Below are 14,428 nucleotides of genomic sequence, written 5' to 3'. Positions count from 1 at the left end.
GCTCACTGCCACCCCTGTCGATCACCGCCCCGAGCGCGGCTCCACTGATGATTTCAGCTACTGGGGGTAGCAGCCATATGACAAGCAAGACGCGGATCCGGGTCGCGCGGATCGCGGCCGGAGCGGTCATCGCCGCCGGTGCCTCGTTCACCGCCGCAGGCATCGCCTCCGCCACCGACGACGACTGCCTGATCGTGGTCTGCGCCGGTACGCCGAGCCCGACCACGCCCGACCCGACCGGGCTCCCGACTGCCCCGGAGCCCACGCTCCCGGACCCCGAGCCCACCCTGCCCGACCCCGAGCCCACCCTGCCCGACCCGGAGCCCACTCTGCCCGACCCGGAGCCCACCGCGACCGACCCGGAGCCGTCGGGCCCGGCGGAGCCCTCCACGGAGCCGAGTGAGCCCACCGAGGAGGAGCCGTCCGACGAGCCGACCGGCGACACCGGATCCGGCACGGGCAACGGCAGTGACGGCAACGGTTCCGGTACGGACACCGACGGCGGCAACAGCAACACCGACCCCGACGGCGGCTCGAACACCTCCGTCCAGGAGGAGGGCACCTCGTCCCTCACCGAAACGGGTTCCGAGACCTCGGCCCAGGGTTCTGGCGCCGAGCTCGCCGAGACCGGTGCCGCGGAGACGACCTTCCTCATCATCGGTGCGGCCACGATGATCGCCGGCGGTATCGCCTTCCGCGTCCTCCCGCGCCTCGTGGGCGGCCGTGGCGGCGCAGCAGCCTAGTAGCAGCTGGTAGTCGGCAGTACCTGGTAGTGCGTACGCACGAAGGGCCCGGAGCATCCTCGCTCCGGGCCCTTCGTGCGTTGACTGTGACTGTCGCTCGGGGACTGTCGCCGGGCTGCTCGGGCTATGCCGTCTGGTGCGCCACCAGTGCCAGTGCCGCTATCAGCACCGCCAGCAGCGCGATCAGCGCCATCGGATTGAGTCCGCCGAACGGACCCTCCTGCTGCCACCGCTCACGGTTGGCCCGGCAGACGCGACAGCGTCCCTCGCTCACGGGCGCCGCGCAGTTCGCGCACACCAATCGGTCGTACGTCATGCGCCTCGCCCTCCTTGCGCCGCTTTCACGTACACAACGCTTCCGGGACCGCAACCGTTCCCGACTCCATGCTCCACTGTGCCAGGTTCCGCGGATTTCGGCGCGGATCGCTTTATCCTGCCCAGCTCTCCCGCGGGTCAGTCGAGGTTGCGCGGCCGTCCGTCGACCGGCATAAAAGTGCACAACCCTTGCGCAAAGCACTCCCGTGCCTGCGCTCCTGTGCTCGGTTCGCGTATGGTCACGGTCACCTGCCCCCGATGGTCCGTGGTGTATCCGTGATCCGATTCGACAGCGTTTCCAAGGTCTACCCCAAGCAGAACCACCCCGCCCTCAGGGATGTCACCCTGGAGGTCGAGAAGGGTGAGTTCGTCTTCCTCGTCGGGTCCTCCGGCTCCGGAAAGTCCACCTTCCTGCGACTGATCCTCCGCGAGGAGCGCGCCAGCCACGGCCAGGTGCACGTCCTCGGCAAGGACCTCGCGCGCCTCTCCAACTGGAAGGTGCCGCAGATGCGGCGCCAGCTGGGGACGGTGTTCCAGGACTTCCGGCTGCTGCCGAACAAGACGGTCGCCGAGAACGTCGCCTTCGCGCAGGAGGTCATCGGCAAGTCGAAGGGCGAGATCCGCAAGTCCGTGCCCCAGGTGCTCGACCTCGTCGGGCTCGGCGGCAAGGAAGAGCGGATGCCCGGCGAGCTGTCCGGTGGTGAGCAGCAGCGTGTCGCCATCGCGCGGGCCTTCGTGAACCGGCCCAAGCTGCTGATCGCCGACGAGCCGACCGGCAACCTCGACCCGCAGACCTCCGTCGGCATCATGAAGCTGCTCGACCGGATCAACCGGACGGGCACGACCGTGGTGATGGCGACGCACGACCAGAACATCGTGGACCAGATGCGCAAGCGCGTCATCGAGCTGGAGAAGGGCCGCCTCGTCCGCGACCAGGCGCGCGGCGTCTACGGCTACCAGCACTGAAGGCCACTGACAGTCACTGACGGTCAGTGACCCTGACAGTCCTCGGAGTCCTCGGAAAGGCTTGAGCACGCCATGCGCGCCCAGTTCGTACTGTCGGAGATCGGTGTCGGTCTCCGTCGCAATCTGACGATGACCTTCGCCGTCATTGTCTCCGTCGCCCTGTCGCTCGCCCTGTTCGGCGGGTCGCTCCTGATGAGCGACCAGGTCAGCAGCATGAAGGGCTACTGGTACGACAAGGTCAACGTCTCGGTGTTCCTCTGCAACAAGAGCGACGCCGAGTCCGACCCGAACTGTGCCAAGGGCGCGGTGACCTCGGACCAGAAGAAGCAGATCCTCACCGACCTGAAGAAGATGGACTCGGTCGTCGAGACGGTCACGTACGAGTCCGCGGACGACGCCTACAAGCACTACAAGGAGCAGTTCGGCGACTCCCCGCTGGCCAGTTCGCTCACCCCGGACCAGATGCAGGAGTCGTACCGGATCAAGCTCAAGGACCCGGAGAAGTACCAGGTCATCGCGACTGCCTTCGACGGGCGCGATGGTGTGCAGTCCGTGCAGGACCAGAAGGGGGTTCTCGACAACCTCTTCGAGCTGCTGAACCTGATGAACCGGGCGGCGCTCGGCGTGATGGCGCTCATGCTGGTCGTCGCGCTGCTGCTGATCGTCAACACGGTGCGAGTCTCCGCCTTCAGCCGTCGGAGGGAGACCGGGATCATGCGGCTGGTCGGTGCCTCCGGCTTCTACATCCAGGCGCCGTTCATCATGGAGGCCGCGGTCGCGGGGCTGATCGGGGGCGGTGTGGCGTGCCTCTTCCTGATCGCTGGGCGCTACTTCACGATCGACCACGGCATGGCCCTGTCCTCGAAGCTGAACCTGATCAACTTCATCGGCTGGGACGCCCTGCTCACCAAGCTTCCGCTGATCCTCGCGACGAGTCTGCTGATGCCCGCGGTGGCCGCGTTCTTCGCGTTGCGCAAGTACCTGAAGGTGTGACGCATGCCAAGAGGGCCGTTCGGTCAACCGACCGTACGGCCCTTCGCGTTGTCCTAGACTCACCGGCATGTCGGGCCGCGACCTGTTCACACAGCCCCGCCGCGCAGGCCGCGGGGCGGCTCTGACGTTGCTCTTCGCCAGTGTCCTGGTCGCCGGCGCGGCCACCGGCTCGTTCCCCGAGCCCGCCGAGCGGAAGTCCTCCCTTCCGGACGCGGCTCCCGCCGCCGCCCCCGCAGGGCGCCACGAGGATGTCGCCGCCGTTGCCGCCGAGGCCATGGCCGACGGCAAGTCCCCCATGGAAGCCGCCGAGCGAGCCGTCAGCCGCAGCGGGGACCGCTGGGGAGCGGTGTACTCCCCGGGGGAGTACGAGGAGCTGGAGGAGGCCCTCGACGGCCGGTACACGGGCGTCGGGCTGTGGGCGCGGCGCGAGCGGGACGGCCGTATCGAGGTCACCAGGGTGCGGTCCGGGTCGCCCGCGGCCGTCGCCGGGATCCGTAGCGGAGACCGGCTGCGGAGTGTGGACGGCAAGGCGGTCGACGGGCGGCCGGTCACCGAGGTCGTCTCCTTACTGCGCGGTGACGCGCAGGACGCCGCCGCCGGTACGACCGTCCGGCTCGGGCTGGAACGCGGCACGCGCGCGTGGAGCGAGACAGTGCGCCGGGCACAGCTCTCCACGGACTCCGCGACCGTTCGGCAGGACGCCGAGAGCAAGGCCACCGTCATCCGGGTCGCCGCCTTCACCAAGGGGGTCGGCGATGTGGTGCGCAGCGCCGTACGGGAGGCCCCGGCCGACGCCGGGATCATTCTCGACCTGCGCGGCAACTCCGGCGGCCTGGTCACCGAGGCCGTCACCGCCGCCTCCGCCTTCCTCGACGGCGGCCTCGTCGCCACGTACGACGTCAACGGCGAGCAGCGCGCCCTGCACGCCGATCCGGGCGGCGACACCACCAGACCCCTGGTCGCGCTCGTCGACGGCGGCACGATGAGCGCGGCCGAGCTGCTCACCGGCGCCCTCCAGGACCGCGGCCGGGCCGTCGTGGTGGGCACCAGGACCTTCGGCAAGGGCTCGGTGCAGATGCCGAGCCGACTGCCCGACGGCTCCGTCGCCGAACTGACCGTCGGCCACTACCGCACCCCTTCGGGGCGCGGCGTCGACGGTGTGGGCCTCACGCCGGACCTCGATGCCGACCAGGGAGCACTGGAGCAGGCGGAGACCGTGCTCAGTGGGCTGGGCGACCCCTCGTAGTCCCTCGTGGTCCCTCGTGGTCCCGTCGTGCTCCCCTCGTACTCCCCTGGTAATCGACTTTCCTTCCAGCACCCTCCTAGTGCGAAAATGGCGTCACTATGGCTAAGGAAAAAGGGCGCAAGCTGATCGCCCAGAACAAGAAGGCGCGCCACGACTACGCCATCATCGACACCTACGAGGCCGGTCTGGTCCTCACCGGTACCGAGGTGAAGTCCCTGCGCCAGGGGCGGGCCTCGCTCGTCGACGGCTTCGTGCAGCTCGACGGGAACGAGGCGTGGCTGCACAACGTGCACGTGCCGGAGTACAGCCAGGGCACCTGGACCAACCACAGTGCCCGGCGCAAGCGGAAGCTGCTGCTGCACCGCGAGGAGATCGAGAAGCTGGAGTCGAAGTCGCAGGAGTCGGGTCACGCGATCGTGCCCCTCTCCCTGTACTTCAAGGACGGCCGGGCGAAGATCGAGATCGCGCTGGCGCGAGGCAAGAAGGAGTACGACAAGCGGCAGACGCTGCGGGAGAAGCAGGACCGTCGCGAGACGGACCGGGCGGTCTCGGCGGTGAAGCGCAGGCAGCAGCACGCGTAGCGCCGGGAATTCGGTGGCATCGGCGCGCGTTGGTCACGTACGATGGCAACTGCACCTCACCGAGGGTGCGTGTTCCTCCTCGGAGGGACTCCTCTTCGGAGGGCTTGAAAAAACAACATGGGGATGATCGGTTTCGACAGCGGCTGTCGAAGCAGGTGAAGCGTGTCGAGGAAGCGGCCATGATCTCGTAAACCACAGGCCGAAAAAAATAATCGCCAATTCAAACAGCGATTCTCTCAAGCAGCAGCAGCTCTCCCTCGCCGCCTGATTTCAGGTAGCGACGAGCTCTGCTCCTTACTAAGGGAGTGTCAGCCCGGGGCTGTTCCCGACCCGGATCCTGGCATCAGCTAGGGGACTAAACCTTGATCCCGGTCACGGGGTGAAGAGGGAAATCTAACAGTGACTGGGCCCGTCGGCGACTTGTTCGCGTGATTGCCGGGGCCGAGAAAAGCACAGCGAACTGCACACGGAGAAGCCCTGATTCCGCACCGTTGGACGCGGGTTCGATTCCCGCCATCTCCACAATTCCCATGTTATGCAGTGCCAAGGGCCCCGTCGCTTTCGAGCGGCGGGGCCCTTGTTGTGCCTTGTGCGGGAGGGGTGAGGGATGAGTGAGGGAGCGCTCGACAGTCGGCTCAGTTCGGCGGTTCGGGCAGGGGATGTCGAGTCGGTGCGGGTCCTGTTGGAGGAGGGCGCCGATCCGGACACGATGAATACGGAGGCGGACGCGGACGCGAACTCTGATGCGGATGCGGACGGTCTGCCGGTGCTGTGCGTGGCTGTCGCGGCGTACGACGAAGCAGTCGCCGAGGCGCTGGTGGAGGGCGGGGCGGACCCCGACCGGGTGCTGCCGGACGGGACCACGCCTCTGTGGCGCGCTGTCGACGGAGGCTCCCCGGCGGTCTTCTCGGCGGTCCTGGGCAAGGAGCCCCGGCTGCGGCTGCCGGAGGAGGCCCGGGAACGGCTGCTCACTCTGGCGCGGGGCTGGTACGAGACCGGTGCGGCCGACGAGCTGCGGCGCAGGACGGGTGGGTCGGGGCCGGCGGAGACGGTCCGGGTGCAGGACGACGGCGAGTGCGACTGGGTCGAGCAGGTCTCGCTCGGCGGGCTCGTCGTGCGGGCCGGGCACGGGGCCATCCTCACGTCGCTGGAGTGGGCCTTCCGCATCCTGACCCCCGTCGACGAGCTGATCGCCCGTGCCGTCGATCCGCCCGACGAAGACCATGTGAACTGGACGACGGTCCGCTGGATTCTCGCCGGGCGGCGCAGCTTCGAGACCTGGTCGGCCGTGGTGGCCCACCGCCATGACGTCGCTCCGGCGCACCGCCAGTTCGTGCTCGACTACCTCAGGATGCGGGCGCTCGTTTATCCCGACCCCTACTACAAGAAGCAGGAGTGTGAATTCCTGGCTGCCTGGGCGGCAGAGGAAACAGACAGCGGGATGCTCGCGAAGGTGCTGGACGTCTACACCGAATACACGCATGAGGGCCAGGAGGCCATCGGGCTCCGCTACGCCGACCATCCCGACCCCCGCGTACGTCGTGAAGTGCCCAACGCCCTCTCGACGTACGGCGTCCCCTTGACTCCTGAGGCCAGGGCCGGGTTGCTCACCCTCACCCGAGACCCGGACATCGAGGTGCGGGTCGCAGCGTGCGAGGCGGGCATGCGGGACGACGAACTCCTCCCGGCGATCACCCGGGCGCTGCTTCTCCTGGCCGAGGACCCGGACCCGGACGCACGGAGCGCGGCGGCGGTGACGCTCGCCAACTCCCGAATCCGCACGCCCGCCGTGGCCGACGCCCTGGTGGCGCTGCTCGCCCACGACAACCAACTCGTGCGCCTGGAAGCCGCCTACGGTCTCTCCCTGCGCGACGATCCGCGCACCGGTGAGGCGATCGACCGGGTGGGGCCCCTGGGCGCCGGTTTCGAGGATGACCACCGGGTCAGTGAGTTCTGGCGGTGGCGGTGGCGGAAGGGGAATCCGGCTGACGTGTGAGGGTGTGTGTCCTACGACGGCTTGGGGGCGTCGCGTGTGGGCGACTTGAGGGAGTCGACGAACAGGGTGTAGGCGGAGGCCGGGAAGGTGAGGGTGCGGGTGGTGGGGGTCTTGGAGTCGCGGATGGCTATGTGGGTGGGGGAGTCGGCTATCTCCACGCAGTCGTCGCCGTCGCCGCCGGCGGAGTAGGACGACTTTCGCCAGCTGTCGGGTGTCGGCAGGGGATGCTTCACAGCTCTTTCGCCAGCCTCTGGACGAGGTCGCGTGACCGTTCCGGTTCGAGTGCCATGGCCTTTACCTCCTGGAAGCGGGCTCGGTACGTGGTCAGTTGATCTTCTGCGTCGACATAGACCGCACCGGTGGGGGTGTCGCGGATCACTGTGTCCAGTTTGGTCACGCTGCCGCCCAGATAGGCCATGGTGCTGCTGCCCCAGGAGAAGCCCTCCAGATCGAAGGGAACGACCCTCACGGTGATGTGATCCGCTTCGGAGAGTTCCAGGATGCGGATGAGCTGGGTTCGTGCAGTGGTCCGGGTGTCGACCATGATCCGCAGCGCCGCTTCGTGAATCACCGCATCGAGGGGGATGGGCGAGGGGCTGTTGATGATCACCTGGCGCGCTATGCGGTGGCGCACGCGCAACTCAAGTTGTTCCTCCGTGAGTTCGGGAATCCTGGTGGAGTACACGGCGCGGGCGTAGTCCTCTGTCTGGAGCAAGCCCGGTACGAACAGGATGGCCACGTTGTACTGAAACCGGGCGTGGTGATCCAGCTCGGACAGGTCCATGAACGGTGTGGACAGCAGGCCGCGGTACTCCTCCCACCAACCCCGTGTCCGGTCGGTGGCCATTGTGACCAGCGCTTCGATGAAATCCTCGTCCGTGCAGGCGTAGTGGGACGCGAGGCGGCGGAGTCGCTGCTCGCTCACGCCCGCGAGTCCGGTTTCGATGTGGCTCATCTGGACGCGATTCGCCCCAAGCAGCGCTGCTGCCTCGGTGGCGGTGAGTCCTGCCGCCTCGCGGAGTCTGCGCAACTCGATCCCCAGGCGCAGTTGACGCGCCGTGGGTTCGCGTCTCAGGACCATCCATAGCTCCTTGATCAACACGCCTGCTGGTGCCGCTCGTTCGGGGTCAGATTACGCGATCGGCTTGCTCGGGCTTACAAGTTAGACATACCGTCGGTGATGCGACGCACACTCTGCGGAACGCCGGGATCCTCGGAAGTGCACCACTCCGTCCTGCCATGACGGCTGCGGCATGCCACCACCCGCCGACCGCACCCCCCCACCGCCGAACGGGAGTTGACGCATGCCCGAAGTCGAGAAGGAAACCGATCCCGAGTCCTGGGAGTACTCCCTCTACATCCCGAACGACCTCCGCGCCGTCACCGTCAGCCGCCGCACCCTCCGTCTGATCCTCACCATGCACGGACTGATCGACTTCGTCGACGTCGCCGAACTCCTCGCCACCGAGCTGGTGTCCAACGCCGTACGTCACACCAAGGGCCCCGCCGCCCTCCGCGTCCGCTGGTCGGCCGGTGTCCTGCGAATCGGAGCCTGGGATGCGGACCCCCGACCGCCGGAGCCGCCAAGGGAGTTGGGGCAGCTCGTCGAGTCGGAGGACGGGCGTGGGCTGGGGATGGTGTTGGCCTGTGCCCATCTGTGGGGGTGGCAGCCGCTGTCCCGTTTCGGGAATCGCGGCAAATTCGTGTGGTGCGAGCTGAACTCGGCGGCGTGAACGTTTTGCGTAACTCGAAAGAGCGAACGCATCGCGAATGCCTCGAAATCCCTTCCGTCACTGAGTCAAGGTTGCGCACATGGTCACATCAGCTCACGAGGGCTTGCACCGCATCTTTCAGGAGCGGCCCGAGATCCTGGCTCCCGTGTTCGGGGTGCTGGGAGTCCCGTTATCTGCGAAGGCGACGGTGGACGCCGTCACCACGGACGTGACGGAAACCCGGCCGCTGGAACGGCGCGTGGACACCGTGCTGCGCATCGGCCCGTCCGACGGCGAGGACTTCCTGCTCGCCATCGAGTCGCAGTCGGGCAAGGTTGCGGGCAAGGAGCGGAGCTGGGCGTATTACGTCAGTTACCTTCAGGCGAAGTACGAACTGCCCGTGCTGCTGCTCGTGGTCTGCCAGGACCAAGCCACCGCCAAGTGGGCGACCGGCCCCTTCGCCTGTGGCACAAGCGGCTGGACGGCTCTGCGCGTGTATCCGCTGGTCGCCGGTCCGGACAACCTGCCGGTGATCACGGATGTCAGGACCGTGGCCAAGAACCTGCCACTGGCCGTGCTTTCCGCCCTGGCGCACGCCCGCAGCTCCGACGGCGACGCCATACTGGAAGCAATCAGTAGCGCCCTTCAGGAACTCCGGGAAACCGATCCCGACACCGCCGAGTACTTCTTCGACTTCCTCGAAGTCACCTTGGGGAAGACCCCCGCAGGAAAGAAATGGGAGGACATCATGTCGTTCGTCAGCTACTTCCCCGGCCGGGGGACGGTTCGTGAGACGGCCTATCTGGAAGGCCAGGCCAAAGGCAAAGCAGAAGGGATCCTGTTCGTACTGGAGGTGCGCGGCATCCCCGTAGCGGCCGACGTGCGTGAACGCATCACGACCTGCACCGATCTCGACCGGGTCGACACCTGGCTGGAGCGTTCCCGGACGGTGGCGCGCGCCGAGGACCTGTTCGCCGGGGAGTCGGGCTCCGACTGAGTCCTCGCGTCGGCGGCCCGTGCGCTGCTCCACGGGGCCGTCGGCGATGTCAGTGCCCGCGCCTAGGGTGCTCCGCATGACCGACTGGATACATGATCCCTTTCCGGGCCGCGATGTGAACGTCGTCTTCGCGCGGCGTATGCCTCTCCGTGTGCTCACCCAGGCGTTGGACGCTCTGCATCGCGAACCCCTCGCGTACGGGGAGGGGGACGGGTGGGTGTGGGCGGTGCACGACATGCACAACTGGGATATCGAGGACTACGACTCGGTCCGCTACAGCGATCTGTGTCCGCGTGGCGTGGAGATCGTCGTGTTCGTCGTCGATCCGTGCAGTGCGAAGGCGTTCTCGCCCGAGTTCGAGTACTACCGGGACGGCCGGTTCGTCCTCGGGTTCAGTTTCGAGAGCATCGGGCAGCGGGTCGGTGACAACCCCGACTACCTGTCGGAGGAGCTTCTCGCCGCGAACCTCATCGGTCCCGATGCGGTGTACGAAGGTCGTGACGATCACGAGCGTCTCGTGCAGGCGATCGCCGACTTCTTCGAACTGCCTGCTCTGTCCGTGGCTTCCCTGGCAGCCGTGTCCTCCGAGGTGGTGGGGGAATGACAGTGACCTGGCTCGCCCCGAACACGTTCGTCACCTTTTGTAAGGGCATGGCCATGTCTACCGTGGTCGACATCTTCGGGGATGCGGGACGTCCTCCCCGGGCCGTCGGGGAGGCAGACGGCTGGGTTTGGGTGGTGCAGGACGCCTATACGGCCCCGGGTATGAACGAGAGCGGGCAGAGTGCCTGGGATCTGGCACGCAGCATCACGGCTGTCATGGGGCGCCATCATCATGCGCAGCTTGCCAGTGATCCGGAGCGCGTGGAGACCGTGTTTCTGGCCTCCACTCCCGCGTGCGCATGCCCGCACGGGCAGAACTACATGGTCCCGCACTGCGACGAGCACCCGTTCCAGTTCGCCTACAGCCGGGGTGGGTTCGAGAAAGCGCTGTTCAACCTGGGCGGGCGCCGGGAGTCACGACGTTCCGGAGGCCTGGCCGATCTGTTGGTACGGGAGCTGCTCGACGCGGGGATCGTCGGCCGGGACACCCCGAGGTACGACTCCGAGCCCGGGTTCAACGCCGACGGCGCTCACACCGTACGGATCATCGCCGAGCACTTCGGGCTGCCCTCACCACCGCTCGAACTCGGGCAGCGGTCCCAGCGGTGACACGACGGTGATGCCGTCCCGCCGCGTCCGGACGCCCGCCGTAGGGTGCTCGGCATGAGCATTGTCGGAGTCGGGATCGACGTCGCCGAGATCGAACGGTTCCGGGCCTCGCTGGAGCGGACCCCCGGGCTGGCCCAACGGCTGTTCCTGGAGAGCGAGTTGCTGCTGCCCAGCGGTGAGCGGCGCGGTGTCGCCTCCCTTGCCGCCCGGTTCGCCGCGAAGGAGGCGCTCGCCAAGGCGCTGGGCGCTCCGGCCGGCCTGCTCTGGACGGACGCGGAGGTCTGCGTCGAGGACAGCGGGCGGCCCTGGCTGCGGGTGACGGGGACCGTGGCCGCGCGCGCGGCGGAGCTCGGGGTGCGGTCATGGCATGTGTCGCTCAGTCATGACGCGGGGGTGGCTTCGGCGGTGGTGATTGCGGAGGGGTAGGTAGCTGCTCGCCAAGGAGTGCACGCGAGGTCGAATTAGCTCGATCGTGTGGTCGTCCGTGTGCGGGCTTGCGGCGGTCTGGGCCGTTCGGGTTAGCGTGGTCGTGCGTCCTGGGACAGCGGGTACGGCGTCAGCGTGCGGGGCCCCTGCTCCACCAGAGGATGGTTCAGGGCCTCCCCGTCGCCTCTGGCCGTACCCACATGGCCAGGTCGCGAGGGCTGTGTTCATCAGCGGCCTCCGGCCGCGGGGGCCTCCCGGGCCAGGACCGCGCACACGATGCGTGTCGCCACCCGGGGTCGAGTACGCCGGGGACCAGCTCGCCCAAGACCGTTCGGGGCGCGCGGCTGAACGGACTCACTCCCGCTCAGTCTCTAGGAACGGTAGGGCCCTCTGGAATCTGGCGTAAGGGGAGGGACTCTGTCCGGCGGGCTCGGCGGGCCGTGCGGGAGACTCGGTGTATGCGAACTGCGTACAGCGTGGAGACGGTACGGGCGGCCGAGCGTGAGCTGATGGCGCGGTTGCCGGAGGGTGCGCTCATGCAGCGTGCGGCGGCCGGACTGGCCGTCGCCTGCGCCCAGTTGATGGGGCGGGTGTACGGCACCAGGGTCGTCCTGCTCGTCGGCAGCGGCGACAACGGCGGCGACGCGCTGTACGCCGGGGCCCGGCTCGCCCGGCGCGGAGCCGGTGTCACGGCGGTGCTGCTCGCGCCGGAGCGCACGCATGCCGGGGGGCTCGCGGCGCTGCGGACAGCGGGCGGGACGGTGACGAGCGCCGGAGATGACGGCGTCGAGGGGCTTGTTCGGCGGGCCGATCTCGTCCTCGACGGCATCGTCGGGATCGGCGGGCGAGGCGGGCTGCGGGCCGACGCCGTGCCGTTGGTGGAGGCGGTACGGGGGGCGCGGGCTGCTGTGGTCGCCGTTGATCTGCCCAGCGGGGTCGACGCCGACAGCGGTGAGGTGCCGGGGGTGGCGATTCGCGCCGATGTGACCGTGACCTTCGGGACGCACAAGCCGGGCCTGCTCATCGATCCCGCGCGTGAGTACGCCGGGACGGTGCGGCTCGTCGACATCGGGCTCGGGGAGGTGCTTCCCGCGCAGGCCGAGCTGGAGGCGCTGCAACACGCGGACGTCGCCCGGTTGTTGCCGGTGCCCGGCGTCGAGAGCGACAAGTACCGGCGGGGCGTCGTCGGGATCGCGGCGGGTTCGGCACGGTATCCGGGGGCCGCCGTACTCGCCGTGGCCGGGGCGCTGCGGGGCGGCGCCGGGGCCGTGCGGTACGTGGGGCCCGCGGCTGACGCGGTGATCGCCCGCTTTCCCGAGGCGCTCGTGTCCGACCGGGGACCGCACAAGGCGGGGCGCGTGCAGGCGTGGGTCGTGGGGCCCGGGGCCGGGGACGACGCCGCCACGGTCGCCGAGGTGCTGGAGGCGGACGTACCCGTGCTGATCGACGCGGACGGGCTGCGGCTGGCGGACCGGGAGACGGTGCGGGGTCGTACCGCGCCGACGTTGATGACCCCGCATGCCGGGGAGGCCGCCGCGCTGCTCGGCGTGAGCCGTGCGGAGGTGGAGGGTGCCCGGTTGTCGGCCGTGCGTGAGCTCGCCGGCCGCTACGGCGCGACCGTTCTCCTCAAGGGTTCGACCACGCTGGTCGCCGCCTCGGCAGGCGGTGCCGTACGGGTCAACGCGACCGGCACGGGGTGGCTTGCCACCGCCGGTAGCGGGGACGTGCTGTCGGGGCTGGGCGGGTCGTTGCTGGCGGCGGGACTCTCGGCGTTGGACGCGGGGAGTGTGGGGGCGTATCTGCACGGGCTGGCGGGGAGGCTGGCGGCGGATGGGGCGCCGGTGGGGGCGCAGGATGTGGCGGAGGGGGTGCGGAGGGCTTGGCGGGATGTGCGGGGTGGGTGAACGGGGGCCTCGTCCTCAAACGCCGGACGGGTCAGAAGGCCGGGGTGGGTGCGAGTCTGGTCCTGGGTGCCTCTGAGACACTGGGGGCGCCATGAGTGAGACACCAGCCCCGCCGGCCGGCGCCCTGCGTGCCCGTGCCGAGATCGATCTGGCCGCCCTGCGGGCCAACGTACGGAATTTGCGTGCCCGCGCGCGCGGTGCGGCCCTGATGGCCGTGGTCAAGTCCGAAGCGTACGGCCATGGGGCGCTCCGGTGTGCTCGGGCAGCCGTCGAGGCGGGTGCCGACTGGCTCGGCACCGCCACCCCCGAGGAGGCGCTCGCCCTGCGGCGGCCGGACTCCGGGATTCCCCGCCATGTCCGGGTCATGTGCTGGCTGTGGACGCCCGGCGGGCCCTGGCAGGAGGCCGTCGAGGCCGACATCGACGTGTCGGTGAGTGGGATGTGGGCCCTGCGGGAGGTCGTCGAAGCTGCGACTGCCGCCCGGCGGCCCGCCCGCGTCCAGCTCAAGGCCGACACCGGGCTCGGGCGCGGCGGCTGTCAGCCGGGGGACGACTGGTGCGCGCTCGTCGCCGCCGCACTGCGTGCCGAGCACGACGGGCTGATCCGCGTCACCGGGCTCTGGTCGCATCTCGCCTGCGCCGACGAACCCGGGCACCCCTCCGTCGACGCCCAGCTCACCAGCTTCCATGACATGGTCGCGTACGCCGAGCGGCACGGACTGCGGCCCGAGGTGCGGCATCTCGCCAACTCGCCCGCCGTCCTCAGCCGCCCGGACACGCACTTCGACCTCGTGAGGGCGGGGATTGCCGTGTACGGCATCTCGCCCAGTCCCGAGATCGGCACCTCCGCCGACCTCGGCCTTCGGCCCGTGATGACGCTGGCCGCCTCGCTCGCGCTGGTCAAGCACGTACCGGGTGGGCACGGCGTCAGCTACGGGCACCACTACGTCACCCCGGGCGATACCACCCTCGGCCTCGTCCCCGTCGGCTACGCGGACGGCATCCCGCGCCATGCCTCCGGCACCGGTCCCGTACTGATCGGCGGCAAGTGGCGGACCGTGGCCGGACGGGTCGCCATGGACCAGTTCGTCGTCGATCTGGGGGGCGACGAGCCCGAAGCGGGCGCGGAGGTCCTGCTCTTCGGGCCCGGCGACCGCGGCGAGCCCACCGCCGAGGACTGGGCGCAGGCGGCCGGGACGATCGCGTACGAAATCGTCACCCGCATCGGAACCCGGGTGCCCCGCGTCTACGTGAATGAGTAACAAGTGGGGTAATCGCACGAGGAGCTTTCCGGTTGGCGGCACGAGTAACCCCGGCAACTCCGGCAAGTCTTTCAAC

16 protein-coding genes and 1 other RNA gene are annotated in these 14,428 nt (G+C 68.9%); 14 read left to right on the top strand and 3 right to left on the bottom strand.

Features of this window, described 5'->3' with window-relative positions:
- Window positions 1-77 precede the first annotated feature (77 nt).
- Window positions 78-743 carry a hypothetical protein gene (locus OG734_RS17090; RefSeq protein WP_330288361.1) on the top strand — a complete coding sequence of 222 codons (666 nt, stop codon included), beginning with the start codon at window positions 78-80 and terminating at the stop codon, window positions 741-743.
- A 124-nt stretch (window positions 744-867) separates the two neighbouring features.
- On the opposite strand, the gene OG734_RS17085 is transcribed toward OG734_RS17090, so the two are convergent.
- On the bottom strand, window positions 868-1,059 hold the full coding sequence (locus tag OG734_RS17085; RefSeq protein ID WP_330288360.1) for a hypothetical protein: 192 nt from the start codon (window positions 1,057-1,059) through the stop codon (window positions 868-870).
- Between the two features lie 275 nt (window positions 1,060-1,334).
- Here OG734_RS17085 and ftsE point away from each other — a divergent pair, with 275 nt between their 5' ends.
- The 6 genes from ftsE to OG734_RS17055 all read left to right on the top strand — a co-directional run bounded on the left by ftsE (window position 1,335) and on the right by OG734_RS17055 (window position 6,840).
- Complete coding sequence (gene ftsE, locus OG734_RS17080; RefSeq protein WP_044472073.1) at window positions 1,335-2,024, top strand: cell division ATP-binding protein FtsE; 690 nt, start codon at window positions 1,335-1,337, stop codon at window positions 2,022-2,024.
- Window positions 2,025-2,096: 72 nt separating this feature from the next.
- A complete protein-coding gene (gene ftsX / locus OG734_RS17075; RefSeq protein ID WP_330288359.1) occupies window positions 2,097-3,017 on the top strand; it encodes a permease-like cell division protein FtsX in 921 nt (306 codons plus the stop codon).
- Between the two features lie 67 nt (window positions 3,018-3,084).
- Window positions 3,085-4,263: a S41 family peptidase gene (locus tag OG734_RS17070; protein WP_330288358.1), complete on the top strand. Its 1,179-nt coding sequence runs from the start codon at window positions 3,085-3,087 to the stop codon at window positions 4,261-4,263.
- 98 nt (window positions 4,264-4,361) lie between these two features.
- Complete coding sequence (smpB, locus tag OG734_RS17065; protein WP_330288357.1) at window positions 4,362-4,844, top strand: SsrA-binding protein SmpB; 483 nt, start codon at window positions 4,362-4,364, stop codon at window positions 4,842-4,844.
- A gap of 119 nt (window positions 4,845-4,963) precedes the next feature.
- Window positions 4,964-5,369, top strand: a transfer-messenger RNA (tmRNA) gene (gene ssrA / locus OG734_RS17060).
- A gap of 82 nt (window positions 5,370-5,451) precedes the next feature.
- On the top strand, window positions 5,452-6,840 hold the full coding sequence (locus tag OG734_RS17055) for a HEAT repeat domain-containing protein (RefSeq protein ID WP_330288356.1): 1,389 nt from the start codon (window positions 5,452-5,454) through the stop codon (window positions 6,838-6,840).
- A gap of 11 nt (window positions 6,841-6,851) precedes the next feature.
- Here the strand turns inward: OG734_RS17055 and OG734_RS17050 are convergent, their stop codons facing one another.
- Both OG734_RS17050 and OG734_RS17045 read right to left on the bottom strand, forming a co-directional pair.
- The gene (locus tag OG734_RS17050; RefSeq protein WP_330293691.1) at window positions 6,852-7,061 is read right to left on the bottom strand and encodes a DUF397 domain-containing protein; all 210 of its coding nucleotides are present in this window, start codon (window positions 7,059-7,061) and stop codon (window positions 6,852-6,854) included.
- 8 nt (window positions 7,062-7,069) lie between these two features.
- Complete coding sequence (locus OG734_RS17045) at window positions 7,070-7,921, bottom strand: helix-turn-helix domain-containing protein (protein WP_330288355.1); 852 nt, start codon at window positions 7,919-7,921, stop codon at window positions 7,070-7,072.
- A gap of 223 nt (window positions 7,922-8,144) precedes the next feature.
- Here OG734_RS17045 and OG734_RS17040 point away from each other — a divergent pair, with 223 nt between their 5' ends.
- The 7 genes from OG734_RS17040 (at window position 8,145) to alr (ending at window position 14,352) form a co-directional block, all read left to right on the top strand.
- On the top strand, window positions 8,145-8,573 hold the full coding sequence (locus OG734_RS17040; RefSeq protein ID WP_330288354.1) for an ATP-binding protein: 429 nt from the start codon (window positions 8,145-8,147) through the stop codon (window positions 8,571-8,573).
- Window positions 8,574-8,652: 79 nt separating this feature from the next.
- Window positions 8,653-9,549 (top strand): hypothetical protein, encoded by an 897-nt coding sequence (locus tag OG734_RS17035; protein ID WP_330288353.1) that lies wholly within the window; start codon window positions 8,653-8,655, stop codon window positions 9,547-9,549.
- Window positions 9,550-9,625: 76 nt separating this feature from the next.
- Entirely contained in the window at window positions 9,626-10,153 is a 528-nt protein-coding gene (locus OG734_RS17030; protein WP_330288352.1) for a hypothetical protein, read from the top strand.
- Window positions 10,150-10,761, top strand: a complete 612-nt coding sequence (locus OG734_RS17025) for a hypothetical protein (protein ID WP_330288351.1) — start codon at window positions 10,150-10,152, stop codon at window positions 10,759-10,761. Before OG734_RS17030 ends, OG734_RS17025 begins: the two co-directional genes overlap by 4 nt.
- Window positions 10,762-10,815: 54 nt before the next feature.
- Window positions 10,816-11,187 (top strand): holo-ACP synthase, encoded by a 372-nt coding sequence (locus OG734_RS17020; protein WP_330288350.1) that lies wholly within the window; start codon window positions 10,816-10,818, stop codon window positions 11,185-11,187.
- A gap of 458 nt (window positions 11,188-11,645) precedes the next feature.
- Window positions 11,646-13,091 (top strand): NAD(P)H-hydrate dehydratase, encoded by a 1,446-nt coding sequence (locus OG734_RS17015; protein WP_330288349.1) that lies wholly within the window; start codon window positions 11,646-11,648, stop codon window positions 13,089-13,091.
- A gap of 91 nt (window positions 13,092-13,182) precedes the next feature.
- Complete coding sequence (gene alr / locus OG734_RS17010; protein WP_330288348.1) at window positions 13,183-14,352, top strand: alanine racemase; 1,170 nt, start codon at window positions 13,183-13,185, stop codon at window positions 14,350-14,352.
- Window positions 14,353-14,428 lie beyond the last annotated feature (76 nt).

The organism is Streptomyces sp. NBC_00576 (assembly GCF_036345175.1).
Classification (GTDB): Bacteria; Actinomycetota; Actinomycetes; order Streptomycetales; family Streptomycetaceae; genus Streptomyces.
This window is presented reverse-complemented; position numbering and strand designations above follow the sequence as displayed.

Bases quoted from the DNA above. Each gene is read 5' to 3' on its own strand.
- OG734_RS17090 (WP_330288361.1), top strand. From the start codon at position 78: ATGACAAGCAAGACGCGGATCCGGGTCGCGCGGATCGCGGCCGGAGCG.
- OG734_RS17085 (WP_330288360.1), bottom strand. From the start codon at position 1,059: ATGACGTACGACCGATTGGTGTGCGCGAACTGCGCGGCGCCCGTGAGC.
- ftsX (WP_330288359.1), top strand. From the start codon at position 2,097: ATGCGCGCCCAGTTCGTACTGTCGGAGATCGGTGTCGGTCTCCGTCGC.
- OG734_RS17070 (WP_330288358.1), top strand. From the start codon at position 3,085: ATGTCGGGCCGCGACCTGTTCACACAGCCCCGCCGCGCAGGCCGCGGG.
- smpB (WP_330288357.1), top strand. From the start codon at position 4,362: ATGGCTAAGGAAAAAGGGCGCAAGCTGATCGCCCAGAACAAGAAGGCG.
- OG734_RS17055 (WP_330288356.1), top strand. From the start codon at position 5,452: ATGAGTGAGGGAGCGCTCGACAGTCGGCTCAGTTCGGCGGTTCGGGCA.
- OG734_RS17045 (WP_330288355.1), bottom strand. From the start codon at position 7,921: ATGGTCCTGAGACGCGAACCCACGGCGCGTCAACTGCGCCTGGGGATC.
- OG734_RS17040 (WP_330288354.1), top strand. From the start codon at position 8,145: ATGCCCGAAGTCGAGAAGGAAACCGATCCCGAGTCCTGGGAGTACTCC.
- OG734_RS17035 (WP_330288353.1), top strand. From the start codon at position 8,653: ATGGTCACATCAGCTCACGAGGGCTTGCACCGCATCTTTCAGGAGCGG.
- OG734_RS17030 (WP_330288352.1), top strand. From the start codon at position 9,626: ATGACCGACTGGATACATGATCCCTTTCCGGGCCGCGATGTGAACGTC.
- OG734_RS17025 (WP_330288351.1), top strand. From the start codon at position 10,150: ATGACAGTGACCTGGCTCGCCCCGAACACGTTCGTCACCTTTTGTAAG.
- OG734_RS17020 (WP_330288350.1), top strand. From the start codon at position 10,816: ATGAGCATTGTCGGAGTCGGGATCGACGTCGCCGAGATCGAACGGTTC.
- OG734_RS17015 (WP_330288349.1), top strand. From the start codon at position 11,646: ATGCGAACTGCGTACAGCGTGGAGACGGTACGGGCGGCCGAGCGTGAG.
- alr (WP_330288348.1), top strand. From the start codon at position 13,183: ATGAGTGAGACACCAGCCCCGCCGGCCGGCGCCCTGCGTGCCCGTGCC.